Origin of the sequence: Burkholderia sp. BCC0405, from assembly GCF_902833075.1 — a bacterium.
Taxonomy (GTDB): domain Bacteria; phylum Pseudomonadota; class Gammaproteobacteria; order Burkholderiales; family Burkholderiaceae; genus Burkholderia.
The window spans coordinates 92704-109779 of record NZ_CADFEO010000024.1 but is presented as its reverse complement, the minus strand read 5'-3'; the positions used below and the strand labels follow the sequence as shown (position 1 = coordinate 109779).

General features: G+C 60.1%; 7 protein-coding genes and 6 pseudogenes. 5 read left to right on the top strand and 8 right to left on the bottom strand.

Annotated elements, in window-relative coordinates; translation table 11 throughout:
- Window positions 1–197 precede the first annotated feature (197 nt).
- Window positions 198–8471 (top strand): ESPR-type extended signal peptide-containing protein, encoded by an 8274-nt coding sequence (locus HWX36_RS30890; RefSeq protein ID WP_175957647.1) that lies wholly within the window; start codon window positions 198–200, stop codon window positions 8469–8471.
- 98 nt (window positions 8472–8569) lie between these two features.
- Window positions 8570–8731 (top strand): annotated as a pseudogene (locus HWX36_RS30885) (transposase); the annotation flags it as partial.
- 297 nt (window positions 8732–9028) lie between these two features.
- Here the strand turns inward: HWX36_RS30885 and HWX36_RS30880 are convergent.
- Entirely contained in the window at window positions 9029–9307 is a 279-nt protein-coding gene (locus HWX36_RS30880; protein WP_175957632.1) for an HU family DNA-binding protein, read from the bottom strand.
- Window positions 9308–9784: 477 nt separating this feature from the next.
- Here HWX36_RS30880 and HWX36_RS37430 point away from each other — a divergent pair, with 477 nt between their 5' ends.
- Complete coding sequence (locus HWX36_RS37430; RefSeq protein ID WP_244136574.1) at window positions 9785–9967, top strand: hypothetical protein; 183 nt, start codon at window positions 9785–9787, stop codon at window positions 9965–9967.
- A 480-nt stretch (window positions 9968–10447) separates the two neighbouring features.
- On the opposite strand, the pseudogene HWX36_RS30870 reads toward HWX36_RS37430, so the two are convergent.
- The 3 genes and pseudogenes from HWX36_RS30870 to HWX36_RS30860 all read right to left on the bottom strand — a co-directional run.
- A pseudogene (locus HWX36_RS30870) lies at window positions 10448–11106 on the bottom strand (IS3 family transposase); the annotation flags it as partial.
- Window positions 11073–11703 (bottom strand): annotated as a pseudogene (locus tag HWX36_RS30865) (IS3 family transposase); the annotation flags it as partial. The pseudogenes HWX36_RS30865 and HWX36_RS30870, both read right to left, overlap by 34 nt.
- A 40-nt stretch (window positions 11704–11743) precedes the next feature.
- Window positions 11744–11971: a hypothetical protein gene (locus tag HWX36_RS30860; protein WP_175957631.1), complete on the bottom strand. Its 228-nt coding sequence runs from the start codon at window positions 11969–11971 to the stop codon at window positions 11744–11746.
- A 43-nt stretch (window positions 11972–12014) separates the two neighbouring features.
- Here HWX36_RS30860 and HWX36_RS30855 point away from each other — a divergent pair.
- A pseudogene (locus tag HWX36_RS30855) lies at window positions 12015–12137 on the top strand (aminotransferase); the annotation flags it as partial.
- A 22-nt stretch (window positions 12138–12159) separates the two neighbouring features.
- Here HWX36_RS30855 and cysC read toward each other — a convergent pair.
- The 3 genes and pseudogenes from cysC to HWX36_RS30840 all read right to left on the bottom strand — a co-directional run bounded on the left by cysC (window position 12160) and on the right by HWX36_RS30840 (window position 15224).
- On the bottom strand, window positions 12160–12732 hold the full coding sequence (gene cysC / locus HWX36_RS30850) for an adenylyl-sulfate kinase (protein ID WP_244136573.1): 573 nt from the start codon (window positions 12730–12732) through the stop codon (window positions 12160–12162).
- Between the two features lie 301 nt (window positions 12733–13033).
- Window positions 13034–13261 (bottom strand): hypothetical protein, encoded by a 228-nt coding sequence (locus tag HWX36_RS30845; protein ID WP_175957629.1) that lies wholly within the window; start codon window positions 13259–13261, stop codon window positions 13034–13036.
- A 1149-nt stretch (window positions 13262–14410) separates the two neighbouring features.
- Window positions 14411–15224 (bottom strand): annotated as a pseudogene (locus tag HWX36_RS30840) (IS5 family transposase).
- 282 nt (window positions 15225–15506) lie between these two features.
- Here HWX36_RS30840 and HWX36_RS37425 point away from each other — a divergent pair.
- Window positions 15507–15632, top strand: a pseudogene (locus tag HWX36_RS37425) (IS5/IS1182 family transposase); the annotation flags it as partial.
- Window positions 15633–16145: 513 nt separating this feature from the next.
- Here the strand turns inward: HWX36_RS37425 and HWX36_RS30830 are convergent.
- Complete coding sequence (locus HWX36_RS30830; RefSeq protein ID WP_175957628.1) at window positions 16146–16997, bottom strand: LysR family transcriptional regulator; 852 nt, start codon at window positions 16995–16997, stop codon at window positions 16146–16148.
- Window positions 16998–17076: the final 79 nt, after the last annotated feature.

The window sequence follows — 17076 nt, the reverse complement described above, 5'->3', positions numbered from 1 at the left end:
GGCGCCGGCCTGACTGTTTCGCCGAAGTGCACAAACCTCAATCTCATTTGCCGCCGGCACTCGGGTGGGCACTGTGACGCGTCTCGACGGTTGGATTTAAGCGGAAGAGGCAGATCGCTGGTTGGGCAATCAATAAGCGGGGGCCGACCAGAACAATGATAAATGACCGGGTGCGTACGCCGGGCGGGGAGTGAAAAATGAACAAGACATATCGATCGGTCTGGAATGAGTCGCTGGGAGCCTGGGTTGCGGTGTCGGAACTCGATTCCGCCAGGGGAAAGCCCAAGAAATCGAAGGTGGTGCATTTCGTTGCCGTGGCGGCTGTCGCGTTGAGCGCGCAGGTGCATGACGCTCGCGCACAGTACGCTGCGAATGGATCTTCCTTGGCAACGGGTGCCGGTTCGATAGCGATTGGTTCCCCTACAGGTGGAAGCGCGTCCGCAGGGGGGCAAAGTGCAATTGCGATCGGGCAGGGGACGACGGCAACTACAACTGCTGCCGACGGGGTCGTGCTTGGTTATTCGAGCACGGTCAGCTCCGTGTATGGAACCTCGATTGGTGCTTACAACACTGTTACCGGTGCCAACGCGGTCGTAATCGGCAATAACGCGACTGCTACTGGATCAGCCTCTCTCGTGTTAGGGGGGGGAGCTGCTGCGACGGCATCCAATGCTGTCGCCATAGGGGCACAGGCGATTTCAAGTGTCGCGGGCTCGGTGGCGCTCGGTAATGGCGCCACCACGACGGCCACTGCATCCGGTGCCACCGGCGGGACGGGAACGGTCAGCGGCGTGACAATTGGAGGTATTACTTACGGATCATTTGCGGCTGCCAGTGGCGCAACGGGGGTCGTGAGCGTTGGGGGCGCGGGTAGCGAGAGGCGCATTCAGAACGTCGCGGCGGGTCTGATCAGCGCGAGTAGTACCGATGCGGTGAACGGTAGCGAACTGTATTCCGTCGCGAGTACGTTGGGTTCCAATATCACGTCGTTATCGACGTCGGCGTCGACCGGAATCAGCACGGCGCAGAGCGGCGTGAACTCGCTGTCGACGGGGCTGAGCACGACCAACAGCAGCGTGGCTTCGCTGTCGACGTCGGCTTCGACGGGGATCAGCACGGCACAGAGTGGCGTGAACTCGCTGTCAACCGGGCTGAGCACGACCAACAGCAGTGTGGCTTCGCTGTCGACGTCGACGTCGACGGGGATCAGCACGGCGCAGAGTGGCGTGAGCTCGCTGTCAACCGGGCTGAGCACGACCAACAGCAGTGTGGCTTCGCTTTCGACGTCGACCTCGACGGGTTTGTCGTCGGCAAATAGCGCAATCACCTCGCTCTCTACGTCGACGTCGACTGGTTTGTCATCGGCGAATAGCTCGATCACTTCGCTGTCGACGTCAGCGTCGACGGGGATCAGCACGGCGCAGAGCGGCGTGAACTCGCTGTCAACCGGGCTGAGCACGACCAACAGCAGTGTGGCTTCGCTTTCGACGTCGACCTCGACGGGTTTGTCGTCGGCGAATAGCTCGATTACTTCGCTGTCGACTTCGACATCGACTGGTTTGTCGTCGGCAAATAGCGCAATCACCTCGCTCTCTACGTCGACGTCGACTGGTTTGTCATCGGCGAATAGCTCGATCACTTCGCTGTCGACGTCAGCGTCGACGGGGATCAGCACGGCGCAGAGCGGCGTGAGCTCGCTGTCAACCGGGCTGAGCACGACCAACAGCAGTGTGGCTTCGCTTTCGACGTCGACCTCGACGGGTTTGTCATCGGCGAATAGCTCGATCACCTCGCTGTCCACGTCGGCGTCGACGGGGATCAGCACGGCGCAGAGTGGCGTGAGCTCGCTGTCAACCGGGCTGAGCACGACCAACAGCAGCGTGGCGTCGTTGTCGACGTCGGCGTCGACGGGGATCAGCACGGCGCAGAGCGGCGTGAACTCGCTGTCGACGGGGCTGAGCACGACCAACAGCAGCGTGGCTTCGCTGTCGACGTCGACGTCGACGGGGTTGTCTTCGGCGAATAGCTCGATCACCTCGCTGTCGACGTCGACGTCGACAGGCATCAACTCGTTGTCGACAGGCCTGAGCTCGACCGACAGTACGGTGTCGTCGCTTTCGACCTCGACCTCGACGGGGTTGTCGTCGGCGAATAGCTCGATCACTTCGCTGTCGACTTCGACGTCGACTGGTTTGTCATCAGCGAATAGCTCGATCACCTCGCTGTCGACGTCGACGTCGACAGGCATCAACTCGTTGTCGACCGGCCTGAGCTCGACCGACAGTACGGTGTTGTCGTTGTCGACGTCGACCTCGACGGGGTTGTCATCGGCGAATAGCTCGATCACTTCGCTGTCGACGTCGACGTCGACTGGTTTGTCATCAGCGAATAGCTCGATCACCTCGCTGTCGACGTCAACGTCGACAGGCATCAACTCGCTGTCGACCGGCCTGAGTTCGACGGACAGTACTGTGTCGTCGTTGTCGACGTCGACCTCGACGGGGTTGTCATCGGCGAATAGCTCGATCACCTCGCTGTCGACGTCAACGTCGACAGGCATCAGCTCGCTGTCGACCGGCCTGAGCTCGACGGACAGCACGGTGTCGTCGTTGTCGACCTCGACCTCGACGGGTTTGTCATCGGCGAATAGCTCGATCACTTCGCTGTCGACTTCGACGTCGACAAGCATCAACTCGTTGTCGACCGGCCTGAGCTCGACCGACAGTACAGTGGCGTCGTTGTCGACCTCGACGTCGACAGGCATCAACTCGCTGTCGACCAGCCTGAGTTCGACCGACAGTACGGTGTCGTCGTTGTCGACCTCGACCTCGACGGGGTTGTCGTCGGCGAATAGCTCGATCACTTCGCTGTCGACTTCGACGTCGACAGGCATCAACTCGCTGTCGACCGGCCTGAGTTCGACGGACAGTACGGTGGCGTCGCTTTCGACCTCGACCTCGACGGGGTTGTCATCGGCGAATAGCTCGATTACCTCGTTATCGACCGGCCTGAGCTCGACTGACAGCACGGTATCGTCGCTGTCGACCTCGACGTCGACGGGTTTGTCATCAGCAAATAGCTCGATCACTTCGCTGTCGACTTCGACGTCGACCGGCATCACCTCGCTGTCGACCGGCCTGAGTTCGACGGACAGTACTGTGTCGTCGTTGTCGACCTCGACCTCGACGGGTTTGTCGTCGGCGAATAGCTCGATCACCTCGCTGTCGACGTCAACGTCGACAGGCATCAGCTCGCTGTCGACCGGCCTGAGCTCGACGGACAGCACGGTGTCGTCGTTGTCGACGTCGACCTCGACGGGGTTGTCATCGGCGAATAGCTCGATCACTTCGCTGTCGACTTCGACGTCGACTGGTTTGTCATCAGCGAATAGCTCGATCACCTCGCTGTCGACGTCGACGTCGACAGGCATCAACTCGTTGTCGACCGGCCTGAGCTCGACGGACAGCACGGTGTCGTCGTTGTCGACGTCGACCTCGACGGGGTTGTCGTCGGCGAATAGCTCGATCACTTCGCTGTCGACGTCGACTTCGACGGGCATCAACTCGTTGTCGACCGGCCTGAGCTCGACCGACAGTACGGTGGCGTCGCTGTCGACCGGCCTGAGTTCGACGGACAGTACTGTGTCGTCGTTGTCGACCTCGACCTCGACGGGTTTGTCGTCGGCGAATAGCTCGATCACCTCGCTGTCGACGTCAACGTCGACAGGCATCAGCTCGCTGTCGACCGGCCTGAGCTCGACGGACAGCACGGTGTCGTCGTTGTCGACCTCGACCTCGACGGGTTTGTCATCGGCGAATAGCTCGATCACTTCGCTGTCGACGTCAACGTCGACAGGCATCAGCTCGCTGTCGACCGGCCTGAGCTCGACGGACAGCACGGTGTCGTCGTTGTCGACCTCGACCTCGACGGGTTTGTCATCGGCGAATAGCTCGATCACTTCGCTGTCGACTTCGACGTCGACAAGCATCAACTCGTTGTCGACCGGCCTGAGCTCGACCGACAGTACGGTGTCGTCGTTGTCGACCTCGACGTCGACGGGGTTGTCGTCGGCGAATAGCTCGATCACTTCGCTGTCGACGTCGACGTCGACAGGCATCAACTCGCTGTCGACCGGCCTGAGTTCGACCGACAGTACTGTGTCGTCGTTGTCGACCTCGACCTCGACGGGGTTGTCATCGGCGAATAGCTCGATTACCTCGTTATCGACCGGCCTGAGCTCGACGGACAGCACGGTGTCGTCGTTGTCGACGTCGACCTCAACGGGGTTGTCGTCGGCAAATAGCTCGATCACTTCGCTGTCGACTTCGACGTCGACAGGCATCACCTCGCTGTCGACCGGCCTGAGTTCGACGGACAGTACGGTGTCGTCGTTGTCGACCTCGACCTCGACGGGGTTGTCATCGGCGAATAGCTCGATCACTTCGCTGTCGACGTCGACGTCGACAGGCATCACCTCGCTGTCGACCGGCCTGAGTTCGACGGACAGCACGGTGTCGTCGTTGTCGACCTCGACCTCGACAGGGTTGTCGTCGGCGAATAGCTCGATCACTTCGCTGTCGACGTCGACGTCGACAGGCATCACCTCGCTGTCGACCGGCCTGAGTTCGACGGACAGTACGGTGGCGTCGCTGTCGACCTCGACCTCGACGGGGTTGTCGTCGGCGAATAGCTCGATCACTTCGCTGTCGACGTCGACGTCGACAAGCATCAACTCGTTATCGACCGGCCTGAGCTCGACCGACAGTACGGTGTCGTCGTTGTCGACCTCGACCTCGACGGGGTTGTCGTCGGCGAATAGCTCGATCACTTCGCTGTCGACTTCGACGTCGACAGGCATCAACTCGTTATCGACCGGCCTGAGCTCGACTGACAGCACGGTATCGTCGTTGTCGACGTCGACCTCGACGGGGTTGTCGTCGGCGAATAGCTCGATCACTTCGCTGTCGACTTCGACGTCGACAAGCATCAACTCGTTGTCGACCGGCCTGAGCTCGACCGACAGTACGGTGGCGTCGCTGTCGACGTCGACGTCGACGGGGTTGTCGTCGGCGAATAGCTCGATCACTTCGCTGTCGACTTCGACGTCGACAAGCATCAACTCGTTGTCGACCGGCCTGAGCTCGACCGATAGCACGGTGTCGTCGTTGTCGACGTCGACCTCGACGGGTTTGTCGTCGGCGAATAGCTCGATCACTTCGCTGTCGACGTCGACTTCGACGGGCATCAACTCGTTATCGACCGGCCTGAGCTTGACTGACAGCACGGTGTCGTCGTTGTCGACCTCGACCTCGACGGGTTTGTCATCGGCGAATAGCTCGATCACTTCGCTGTCGACTTCGACGTCGACAGGCATCACCTCGCTGTCAACTGGCCTGAGCTCGACGGACAGCACGGTGTCGTCGTTGTCGACCTCGACCTCGACGGGGTTGTCGTCGGCGAATAGCTCGATCACCTCGCTGTCGACTTCGACGTCGACGGGCATCAACTCGTTATCGACCGGCCTGAGCTCGACGGACAGCACGGTGTCGTCGCTGTCGACCTCGACGTCGACGGGGTTGTCGTCGGCGAATAGCTCGATCACCTCGCTGTCGACGTCGACATCGACAGGCATCACCTCGCTGTCAACTGGCCTGAGCTCGACCGACAGTACGGTGTCGTCGTTGTCGACCTCGACGTCGACGGGGTTGTCGTCGGCGAATAGCTCGATCACTTCGCTGTCGACTTCGACGTCGACGGGCATCAACTCGTTATCGACCGGCCTGAGCTCGACGGACAGCACGGTGTCGTCGTTGTCGACCTCGACCTCGACAGGGTTGTCGTCGGCAAATAGCTCGATCACTTCGCTGTCGACTTCGACGTCGACAGGCATCACCTCGCTGTCGACCGGCCTGAGTTCGACGGACAGTACGGTGTCGTCGTTGTCGACCTCGACCTCGACGGGGTTGTCATCGGCGAATAGCTCGATCACTTCGTTGTCGACGTCGACGTCGACAGGCATCAACTCGTTGTCGACCGGCCTGAGCTCGACGGACAGTACTGTGTCGTCGTTGTCGACCTCGACCTCGACGGGGTTGTCATCGGCGAATAGCTCGATCACTTCGCTGTCGACGTCGACGTCGACAGGCATCACCTCGCTGTCGACCGGCCTGAGTTCGACCGACAGTACGGTGTCGTCGTTGTCGACGTCGACGTCGACGGGTTTGTCATCGGCGAATAGCTCGATCACCTCGCTGTCGACTTCGACGTCGACAGGCATCAACTCGTTGTCGACCGGCCTGAGCTCGACCGACAGCACGGTGTCATCGTTGTCGACCTCGACCTCGACGGGGTTGTCGTCGGCAAATAGCTCGATCACCTCGCTGTCGACTTCGACGTCGACAGGCATCAACTCGTTATCGACCGGCCTGAGCTCGACCGACAGTACGGTGTCGTCGTTGTCGACCTCGACCTCGACGGGGTTGTCGTCGGCGAATAGCTCGATCACTTCGCTGTCGACTTCGACGTCGACAGGCATCAACTCGTTATCGACCGGCCTGAGCTCGACGGACAGCACGGTATCGTCGCTGTCGACCTCGACGTCGACAAGCATCAACTCGTTGTCGACCGGCCTGAGCTCGACCGACAGTACGGTGGCGTCGTTGTCGACCTCGACGTCGACGGGGTTGTCGTCGGCGAATAGCTCGATCACTTCGCTGTCGACGTCGACGTCGACAGGCATCAACTCGCTGTCGACCGGCCTGAGTTCGACCGACAGTACTGTGTCGTCGTTGTCGACCTCGACCTCGACAGGGTTGTCGTCGGCGAATAGCTCGATCACCTCGCTGTCGACTTCGACGTCGACGGGCATCAACTCGTTATCGACCGGCCTGAGCTCGACGGACAGTACGGTGTCGTCGTTGTCGACCTCGACCTCGACGGGGTTGTCGTCGGCGAATAGCTCGATCACTTCGCTGTCGACGTCGACGTCGACAAGCATCAACTCGTTGTCGACCGGCCTGAGCTCGACCGACAGCACGGTGTCGTCGTTGTCGACGTCGACCTCGACGGGGTTGTCATCAGCGAATAGCTCGATCACTTCGCTGTCGACTTCGACGTCGACAGGCATCAACTTGCTGTCGACCGGCCTGAGCTCGACTAACAGCACGGTGTCGTCGCTCTCGACGTCGACCTCGACCGGCATCGGTATGGCCCAGAGTGGCGTGAACTCGCTGTCGACGGGCCTGAGCACGACCAACAACAATGTCGCGTCGTTGTCGACATCGGTCTCGACCGGCATCAGCACGGCGCAGAGCGGTGTGAACTCGCTGTCGACGGGCCTGAGCACGACCAACAGCAATGTGGCGTCGTTGTCGACAGGCCTCACTGCAGTGACCAGCGATATCACCAACCTGAGATCGAGTGTCGCGAACGGCAGCATTGGCCCTGTCCAGCGGACCGGCACGCCTAACCAGCTCACGCTGGTCGCGCCGGGCGGGACGGGCGCCAATCCGGGCGCCGCGCAAGTGCTGAGCAATGTGGCAGCCGGCAACGTTACAGCGACCAGCACAGATGCAGTGAATGGAAGCCAGTTGTACCAGGTCCAGCAGGAGGTCTATACGCTGAGCACGTCGGTCAGCAACAACATCACGAATATCAAAGTGAGCGGCACCGACACAGGCACCGGCCTGAATTCGACGGTAACCGGCGTCAATTCGAATGCGTCGGGCGAGAACTCGACCGCAATCGGCCAGAACTCGAATGCGTCGGGTAGCAACTCGACGGCGACGGGGCAGGGTGCCGCGGCTACGGGAGACAACTCGACTGCCGACGGGCAGGGAGCGATTGCGTCGGGCAACAATTCGAAGGCTGATGGTCAGAACGCGCAGGCGACCGGCGCAAACAGCACGGCGCTAGGGCAAGGCACGCAGGCATCCGGGGTCAACTCGACGGCAACGGGCCAGGGCTCGGCCGCTTCGGGCGGCAACTCGACTGCCGTCGGTCAGGGTGCAATGGCGTCCGGTTCCGCTTCGACGGCATTGGGCAGCAACGCCCAGGCATCGGCGGACAATTCAGTGGCCCTCGGCGCGCACTCGGTGGCGAGTGAACCGAATACCGTTTCGATCGGTTCGCCGGGTAACGAGCGTCGCCTGACGAATGTGGCGCCGGGCATCAACGGCACCGATGCGGTGAACCTGAATCAGCTCAACGGTGCGATCTCTCAAGGTGTCAATCAGTCACGCGCCTATACCGATGCCGGCGTAGCAGCGGCGCTTGCGATTCCGAGTGTCCCGAGTCTGAATGTCGGCGAGCACTGGGCCGGGGCTGCCGTTGGCAACTACGGGAGCGCAGCGGCAATTGGTGCTGCCATCGCCTATCAAGCCACACCGAACCTGAATATTTCCGGCGCCGTCTCTCATGCGGCCGGCAGTGGTTCGACGGCAGTCAAGGTGCAGGCCGGATTCCGGTGGTGACCGTGACGTCGGTTGGGGGGAGTCCGGGACGGTAACCCCCCCCCCGAAAAACCGGTGTGATCAGAAGTAGAATTATCTCGTTGAGGGAGTTCTGCAGCATGAAGAAGTCGAGATTCACGGGCAACCAGATCATGGACGCGCTCAAGCGCGTGGAATCGGGGCTGTCGGTGCCGGACCTGTGCCGGGAACTGGGCATCAGCACGGCGACGTTCTACAAATGGCGCTCGAAGTACGGCGGCATGGACGTCTCGCTGATCGCGGCGGATTTTCGAGAGTAAGTCGACAGCTAGAGAGTACTGGACTGATAACGTCGACCTTCTGCATGTGCACGGCGACGCAGTCAGACGGGCGAGGCAGTTTGATCAGGAGTTCGACAGTCGCGATCATCCGTGACGATCAGCCAAGCTCCTCGAAAAGATCCACATTTACTTCCATAAATTACCTAGATCGTTGATTTTCGATGTGAAGACATAGCCAGCGTTAAAGGAATTCACACAAAATCAGCCTGAGTTCAAACTTTACATTGCAATACGCATGAACTTCTCTTCGGCGGACGGTCACGGCGCGTTCACCGCATCCCTGAACACCTTGCCGGCCGTAAATCTCACGATATTTGCTGCGGTGGTGGGGATCGTCGCCCCTGTCGCGGGATTGCGACCGGAGCGCGCTGCGCGTGCCCACTGCGAAAACGCGCCGAAACCTGCTAGCTGCACCGCTTCGCCGCGGCTCACCACGTCCATGATGACAATCAGCGCCGCCAGGACAGTTTTTCCTGCCTCACTCTTGCTGACGCCCGCGCCAGCAGCGACGGCGTCGATGAGTTCCTGCTTGTTCATGGGCGCTCCCTAAAAAAGGGCAATGCTGCACCCTACCGCATACCCTGCATCACAAGCACCCCGGGAAGTTCGAGTTGACATCCTCAATTTGTTCGTAAGTGCCCGAGCAGCACCGTAATACAGGCTGCTGGCGACGGAGATTCGCGCCGTTATCGGATGGGCTCAACGCGAGCAGTAGGCGACAGCGACGGCGCAACGCTCTCGCGAGCGAAGCTGATCGTCCGGTGGTCAATGTAGGCCGAACCATTGTCCGTTAGCCAATCGATGGGCTGTGCTGCCTGCGTGGTGCCGAAGCGCCGTTCGACGGCGACCATAATCACTAGCGTGATAGGATTCCTAATGGAGTGTGAACGGGAAGAACCGCAATCGGCTTTTGACCGGGGAGTCAGCCAAGTTGACGCGTGCGGCCAACGACCGGCTCGAGCGATTAAAGCTCAGCGAATGAAGCGGCAGTCCACGCGCGTGACGGAGGCGAACATGTTGATCCGAGAGCAATATAGAACGATCACGCTGTTGCGCGCGCAGCACAATCCGGCTACGAAGCGAATCCGACAGATCGTGATCGGCAGATTCCGCGCAGGAGTTCCCCTCGCGGCAAAGTTGCTTGAGCAACTCGACGGTGACGAGCGCCATGCGCTCGATCTATGGTTAGTGGCGTGACGGTCAGGCACGCGGGCGCGGCCGCGCAGTGCTTCGACAAGCACCGACGCAGCTCGTCGAGTTGGTCGCCGAAATCGACGTCCCGGCGGATTCATTGGATGTCGAGGAAGCGGATCGAATCTGGCGGCAGCTGCAGGCGATCGCTCGGAGCTCGCGTCAGCTCGGGTACCCTAAGCCTCGTCTGGTACCGCGCATCCCAACTCCTCTACCTAGCCAGCTGGACCTCGTCGATGCGCTGCTGGACGACGATTCCGTCGGTCTTTGATGTCTTGCGCCGAAGCGGGCAACCGTCGGGGAAGCGACCCGGGACACGCACGGATTGTCTCTGCAACGATCCGCGAAGAGCAAAAAAAATGCCGCCCCCCCTTAGGGCGAGGTCGGACGGAATTCGTGGAAGCCAACGGGTTAAGCAGCGATCTGATTCAGATAAAAACGTTGAGTGAACGCGGCAGATGACCTGCCTGATTTCGTCGGACCATTTCAATCTTGGGGAACGGCCTCGGTTGCTTTTGTTGAACAATACCGCTGCTTGAACTCTTCGGGCGTCAGATAGGCCAGGCTCGAGCGCGGCCGGATGGTATTGTAGTGACGCCGCCACTGCTCGATCACAACCTTCGCTTCCGTGCGCGTTCGAAACCATTCCAGACTCAAGCATTCATCTCGGAACCTGCCGTTAAAGCTCTCGTCCGCGCCGTTCTGCCAGGGTTTGCCGGGATCGCTGAGCGCCATGTCCATGCCGTACCGTGCAGCCCACTTCAGGATGGCCCGCGATACGAACTCCGGGCCGTTATTCGAATGCAAGTGACGAGGCGCGCCATGAAGGCTGACCAGTTGGGACAGGACTTCGACGACACGTCCGGAGCGAATCGACCCGGCCAAGTCGATTGCCAGGCATTCACGCGTGTACTCATCGATCACCGTCAGACGCTTCAACTGCTGGCCGTTGGTGCACTCATCGAATACAAATTCGTACGCCCAGACATGCCGTGCCGCCGTCACCGGCTGCGGCCGAGGGCAATGGACAGACACACGTCGACGGGGTCGCTTGCGCGGCGCCTGCAATCCGGCAAGACGCCACAGCCGCCAAGCCCGGTCAACGCCATGGGGTGATGTCGCCGCACCAGGTATGATTGGGTACGGTCAATGAGAAATCCTGGTTCAGCAGATTCGGCGCGACAGGCAGGTCGTGCTTCGAATTCGTCGTGGCCTTGAACCGGCATTTCGGCTTGCAGCACAGTCCCGGTTTTCTGCGCAGCCGCATGATCCGGTGCACGGTGATTCACACGCCACGTTCCCCGAGATGTTGCTGCAGGCGCTCGGGCCCGAAGCTTTCCCGAGTTCGCTGATGTGCCGCAAGTACCTCCGCTTCCAGGCAAGGCTCCTGCTGCGTTCTTTCGGACGGCTTGCGCTTGCGCCGCGCATAGTAGCTGCGCACCGATACGCTCAGCATGCGGCACATCGGCGGCACAGGATAGTCCCGTCGCATTCGTTTGATCGCGCCGTACTTCACCGCGACTCCTTCGCGAAGTACGTCGCGAACTTTTTCAGGAGATCACGCTCCATTTTTACCTCGGCCAGTTCGCGCTTGAACTGCTCCAACTCGTTCTCACCTTCCGTCAGTGGGTTCTGGTGCTGGCGACATCTTTCAGCTTGCCGGCCTTCGCTGCGTACATCCAGTTTGCCAACGTCTTGATTGGGATCGACAACCGCCGGGAAGCGTCCGATACCCCAACACCTATCCGAGCCTCTACAAAATCCGGTGCGGTTCAGTAAATTTCATTCCGGATCGACGTTATTTAGCACGTAGACGTTAGCGCGCGACGCAATTTGGCAGTTCGTCACGCTAACAACTCTTTTGTTGACTAGGCTGCGCATAGCCTGACGTACTTGAGTCGTTGTCAGACCGAGCGACTGCCGCAACGCCTTGACCGTCCACTCGCTACCGTCAGACATCAGAGTAATGATGTGCGCCGCCGTCTGGGGTTTTTTTCCGATCATCTGCATCGCAATACTACGCATTCGTCCTATGTAGGTTTACTCACATCCGAGCGGCGACCGGATGCTGTTGTTGTCGCCGCTCGTGATTCGCGAGGCGGAGGTCGACGAGATCGTCGACAAGGCGAGGCGCGCGTTCGATGTGACGGCGGGGCGGGTGGGGCATTCCGCGTGAGCCGTCGTGGCCCTTGCCGTGATTACACATGGTCGTAGCGCTGCAGATCGAATTCGATGATGCGCGCGACGCAGGCCGCGGTGGTGGTTATTCCGGTCTCGAGGACGAGATCGGCGGAGACCGGTGCTTCGTATGGGTCGGAGATGCCGGTGAACTGGCGTGTCTGGCCGGTCATTGCCTTTGCATAGAGGTGCTTCGGGTCCCGTGCAGAGCAGGTCTCGATGTCGGTCTTCAGGTAGATTTCCACGAAGCGTTCGCAGTCGATGATGTCTCGTGCGAGTTGCCGGTCCGCAGCGTAGGGGGAAATCATGGCCACGATCACCGTGATACCCTGGGCGTTCAGCAGCTTTGCTATTTCTGCCGTGCGGCGACAGTTCTCCGCGCGGTCTTCGCGTCTGAAGCCGAGATCGGGCGACACACCTGCGCGGAGTTCGTCGCCGTCGAGAATGCAGACGGGGATCTGGCATTCGCGAAAATGGGCAGCGACTTGGCGCGAAAGTGTGGATTTACCGGCACCGCTCAGGCCGGTTAACCACAAGGTATGTGGCGCGGCCATTGTCAGCGGCCGGTGGTGACGAATGGCGGTTTTTTTCATTGGAGCGGGAAACGCGACGAGCGTACTTTGTTGCACCGATCACACTGATACGCATGATCGCCGCTGTCGGTCAGGATGGAGTTGTAGTAGGTATGTTCCGCCCAGCGATGCATGCCGACCAAACACCTCAGCCAACCGAGCCACCCAGCCGAGTTACGCATGGTCGGCACCCTCCGTCGAACGGATTTCGGCAGTGGTCGTCTGTTGGCGGAACGAGAGCGGGCGGTCTTCCAAGCGAGATCTCCGATTATTGAGCAGCGGGACAAGGGTATCAACCCGTGCCAAGTACGGCCATCGGCCGTCAGGCCGCGGAGATCGCTGTTCGGATCTGTGCGGCCGCCTCGAGCAGTTGCTGCGCGAGAACTTCCGCCTCGTCGACGCTGCAGATGATCCGAAGCTGACGCGCGCAGTCGAGTTGGCCGGTGACCCGAATCTCGACCAATTCGGAGCTCGGGTGTCGCCGTACGATGGCCGTGGCGGGAACCGAGGCAGCGCTGCGCGTCTGCGTGTAGCGGGCTGTGGTCTTCATGGTTGTGTAGGTTGCGACGATCGGTGGCCGCCACCGTGTGGCCCGAGTACGTGAAACCCTTCGCCATCGCGATCAGATCGGGCTCGAAGTCGAAGTGCTGGTGCGCGATCCATTCCCATCAACTTGCGGTTTCGGCTCCAGTTCCAAGCACAAAAAAACGCCAAGCGAGAGCTTGGCGCGAATCCACATCACAGTACATGACTCACTGCTGCCCTAGAGAATGGCATGCCTCGAGGGAGGCATCCTAATCATGCCTTGCTTGAGCCAAAAAAAATGAACAAATGTTACGCGCGGCCACGAGTTTGCATCTCGTCGGCCGAAGCAAAGTTTGACCATTTCGCATAGTAAAGTTAGACCTCTTTCGGGTGCGTTCCGATCGGGAAGGCTCACGCTCACCGAAAGCTTGATCGGACTGTCGGGCTCGTTTGACCTCGTCACCATGCAGATACGTTGGCGTGGTCGAGATCGGCGCGTGCCGCAGCCAGTTCGGGCTCGTGCGACGAAGCTCGTCCGCTGTCGCCGGTTGCGCATGGCGACCCGCTGGCGTATGAGACGTCGTGGGAGAAACGGGAGACGGCGTACCGCGTGTATGAGACAGAGAGTTTCACGTCGCTTGCGCTGGCCACATGGCCGGCGATGTAAGGCGACGGCGATGCCGCCGCGTCGGTGTTTGTGCGCATCACTTACTACCATTGCGATCAGATTGGCACGCCGCAGGAGGACAGTGCCGAATCGGGGGGGCGCCTGATCCGTCCGCTACAAGGTGCGAGGCGAGGCAAGAGAGGTTAGCAGACTTAACGGACATCAATACGTGCCGATGTGCGCAACGTGCAATCGGGAAAACCTCAGTGCCCCCGCGCGACGGGGCTTGCTGCGAAGCGGGTAGACCGGGGCGACGGAAGAGAGGGGCGCGATGCCGCTGACGTGTCGGCGATCGGAGTAATTCGCTCTCGAGAATATTGTTGACAATCGGGTCAGCCTATTGGCGATACATTTAGGCCGCGCTGGCTGGTTGCGTCGCGCCGTCGGGAAAGGCGTCAGGATCGGTACCATGACGGACCACTCAAGATCGTGTCGCGACACGGCCGCTTGACCTCACTCTATAGCACTGACCGCACCCATATCGACGATGCAAAGCCATAAGAAACGCTAACAGAATGATTTTTGAAGGTGTCGCCAGCAGATGATGCAGGCGGCGATTTTCATGAACGCCTCGTGTATGGAGGCGAGGCGCTCGAGCCGAATGCGCAGGCGTCTGAAGTTGTGCAGCCACGCGAAGGTGCGCTCGACGACCCACCGGGTCTTGCCGAGGCCGCTGCCGTGGGGCTCTCCGCGGCGTGCGAGATCTGCGTAGCAATACCGACAGCGTGCAGGGGCTTGCGATATTTGTCGTGGTCGTAGCCGCGATCGGCCTGCACGATGACGGGCTTTGACAGAGGCCGCCCCCGCTTGCCACGAATGGGTGGGATGGCCTCGATCAGCGGCAGCAGCTGGGTGACGTCGTTACGATTGGCGCCCGTGAGGATCAGCGCGAGCGGGATGCCCTGCGCTTCGGTAACGAGATGGTGCTTTGAACCGGGTCGCGCCCGATCGGTGGGATTGGGTCCTGTTTTTGACCTGATCCCACAGCACGAATGGAGGACGAATCGATGACCACGCGCGACCAGTCGATACGATCGGCTGCACGAAGTTTCGCCAGCAATACTTCGTGCAGCCGGTCCCAAACGCCCGCCTGTTGCCAGCCGTGCAGTCTGCGCCAGCAGCTCATGCCCGAGCCGCAACCCATTTCCTGCGGAAGCATTTCCCAAGGAATACCGGATTGCAGCACGAACAGGATGCCGGTCAGCACGGCGCGATCGTCGAGCGGCTTGCGGCCCGGGTATCGCGTACGGCGTGGCTTCGGTGGAGGCAGCAGTGGTTGGATCAGTGACCACAGTTCGTCATCGAGTATCGGTTTAGCCATGGCCTCCTCGTCAGCGAAACAACGAAGAGGTTAACAAAACGCGCGGCGAGTTAACAGCCCTCGACACTCATTTTGTTAGAGCTTTTAAGAAGCGGTTTCAATAGGCTCCGTGGGGCTGCTAAATTTCGCGGCAAGCTGTTCACCTCAGGCATCCGAATAACCGAGACCGAGGAGATGGGCAAGCCGATCATCGATGATGAGCTGTGAATATTGATCGAGCCGTTACTACCGCCGCTCAAGCCACGGCGCGAGCAGAACCCAGGCCGCTTGCCTGTTTCGAATCATCGGCGAGCGTTGCGCAAGTGCGGTATCGAGCCGGTGATCGCCAGACGCCGTACCGAACATGGCAGCGGCCTTGGCAAATATCGCTGGGTCGTTGAACGCACGCATGCCTGGCTGCATCACTTCAACTGCTGCGACAACCCCGTATTCACCTTCCCGCGCAAAGACAAATGACGACGGTGGTGGCCGCAGCATAAGCCGCAATGGAAGGGCCTCGGGCACAGCAGCGGCCCCAGTGCTTGCCTGTACGACCGCTACCTACGCTGATCAATCATTGTTTCCCTGAGAGAACGAATGAAAATTATGAGAATTTTCCTGTCACTCCTCGTGTGTCTTTCCGTGTTGGGATGTGCTGATCAACAAAAGTTAGCCTGCGTTCACACACGATGGCAAGCAACTTTCATGGAGGCCGACGGCGAAGTCGGCCCGTTTGCGAACATGAAATACACGCTGATCCGGGCTTCTGACAACGCAGTCGTTTATCAAGGAACGACCGATGGGAAAGGTCATGCTCAATGGGATGGTGCTTGCGAAGGGGAGGCGTACACAATCCGACAAGATGGTCTCTTGGGTGACTAACATCATGATGGAGCTTGCGACACACTGCCTGATCGCTACACTCCGATTCGCGTCCATCGACTAGCGTCCAACGTGTTTAATCGCGAGATCCACGAAGGCGCGTAATCGATTCAGCCGCCTGAGGTCGCGATGGTAGCCCATCCAGATATCCCGATGCGGCGGCTCATCGCTCAGATCGAGCCTGCGAATGGTAGCGAGCTGATCGCCCACAGGCCGCGGCAATACGGCAATGCCCAACCCTCTGCCGCACATCTGCGCCTGGACATTTCGGTTGTTCGACTGCAATACGATGCCCGCGTTGGGGAAACGATTTCTGAGCCAGTCGATATCCGGAAAGCTGCCCGTTGACGTATCCATCGCGATCAGGCGGTGCCCCATGCCATCGCCTTCCACGGGATCGGCACTCGTGGTCGCCACGTAGACGCCGTATCGCATCTGGGTCAGACGTCGTTGCACGATATCGGACCCGTCGAACGGAACGATGCGGAAAGCGACGTCCGCTTCACGCTGCGCCAGGTTGAACAGGCGTGTGCCTGTCAGGATCTCGATTTCAACGAGCGGATATTCGCGCGAATACTCGGCAATCACGGGCGGCAGGACATAGGCGCCAAACCAGTCGGCCGACGACACCTTGAGCGTTCCTTCCAGCTTCGTCTGCTCACCGGTCAGCCTGCGCTCCATGGTCAACGCGCTGTCTTCCATTTGCTCGGCCAGCGGCAGGATAGCGGTGCCTTCCTCAGTCAGGACAAAACCGTCCGCGGTTCGCTGAAACAGTACCTGTCCCATCGATTCTTCAAGCGCGCGAAGCCGTCGCCCGATAGTCGGATGACTGAGATGCAGCGCACGTGCCGCGGCACCGAGCGTCCCTGCGCGTGCGATCGCGAGGAAGATCCTGACATCGCTCCACTCCATACTCACGCACCCACAAAAATGAACGGAAGATGTTCATTATATTGAATTGCCGTACGAAATTGAATTTGCGAGACTGGGA

Excerpts from the sequence above, each read along its gene's own strand:
- HWX36_RS30860 (WP_175957631.1), bottom strand. The coding sequence starts at position 11,971 with ATGCAGATGATCGGAAAAAAACCCCAGACGGCGGCGCACATCATTACT.
- HWX36_RS30890 (WP_175957647.1), top strand. The coding sequence starts at position 198 with ATGAACAAGACATATCGATCGGTCTGGAATGAGTCGCTGGGAGCCTGG.
- HWX36_RS30845 (WP_175957629.1), bottom strand. The coding sequence starts at position 13,261 with ATGAAGACCACAGCCCGCTACACGCAGACGCGCAGCGCTGCCTCGGTT.
- cysC (WP_244136573.1), bottom strand. The coding sequence starts at position 12,732 with ATGAAAAAAACCGCCATTCGTCACCACCGGCCGCTGACAATGGCCGCG.
- HWX36_RS37430 (WP_244136574.1), top strand. The coding sequence starts at position 9,785 with ATGTTGATCCGAGAGCAATATAGAACGATCACGCTGTTGCGCGCGCAG.
- HWX36_RS30880 (WP_175957632.1), bottom strand. The coding sequence starts at position 9,307 with ATGAACAAGCAGGAACTCATCGACGCCGTCGCTGCTGGCGCGGGCGTC.
- HWX36_RS30830 (WP_175957628.1), bottom strand. The coding sequence starts at position 16,997 with ATGGAGTGGAGCGATGTCAGGATCTTCCTCGCGATCGCACGCGCAGGG.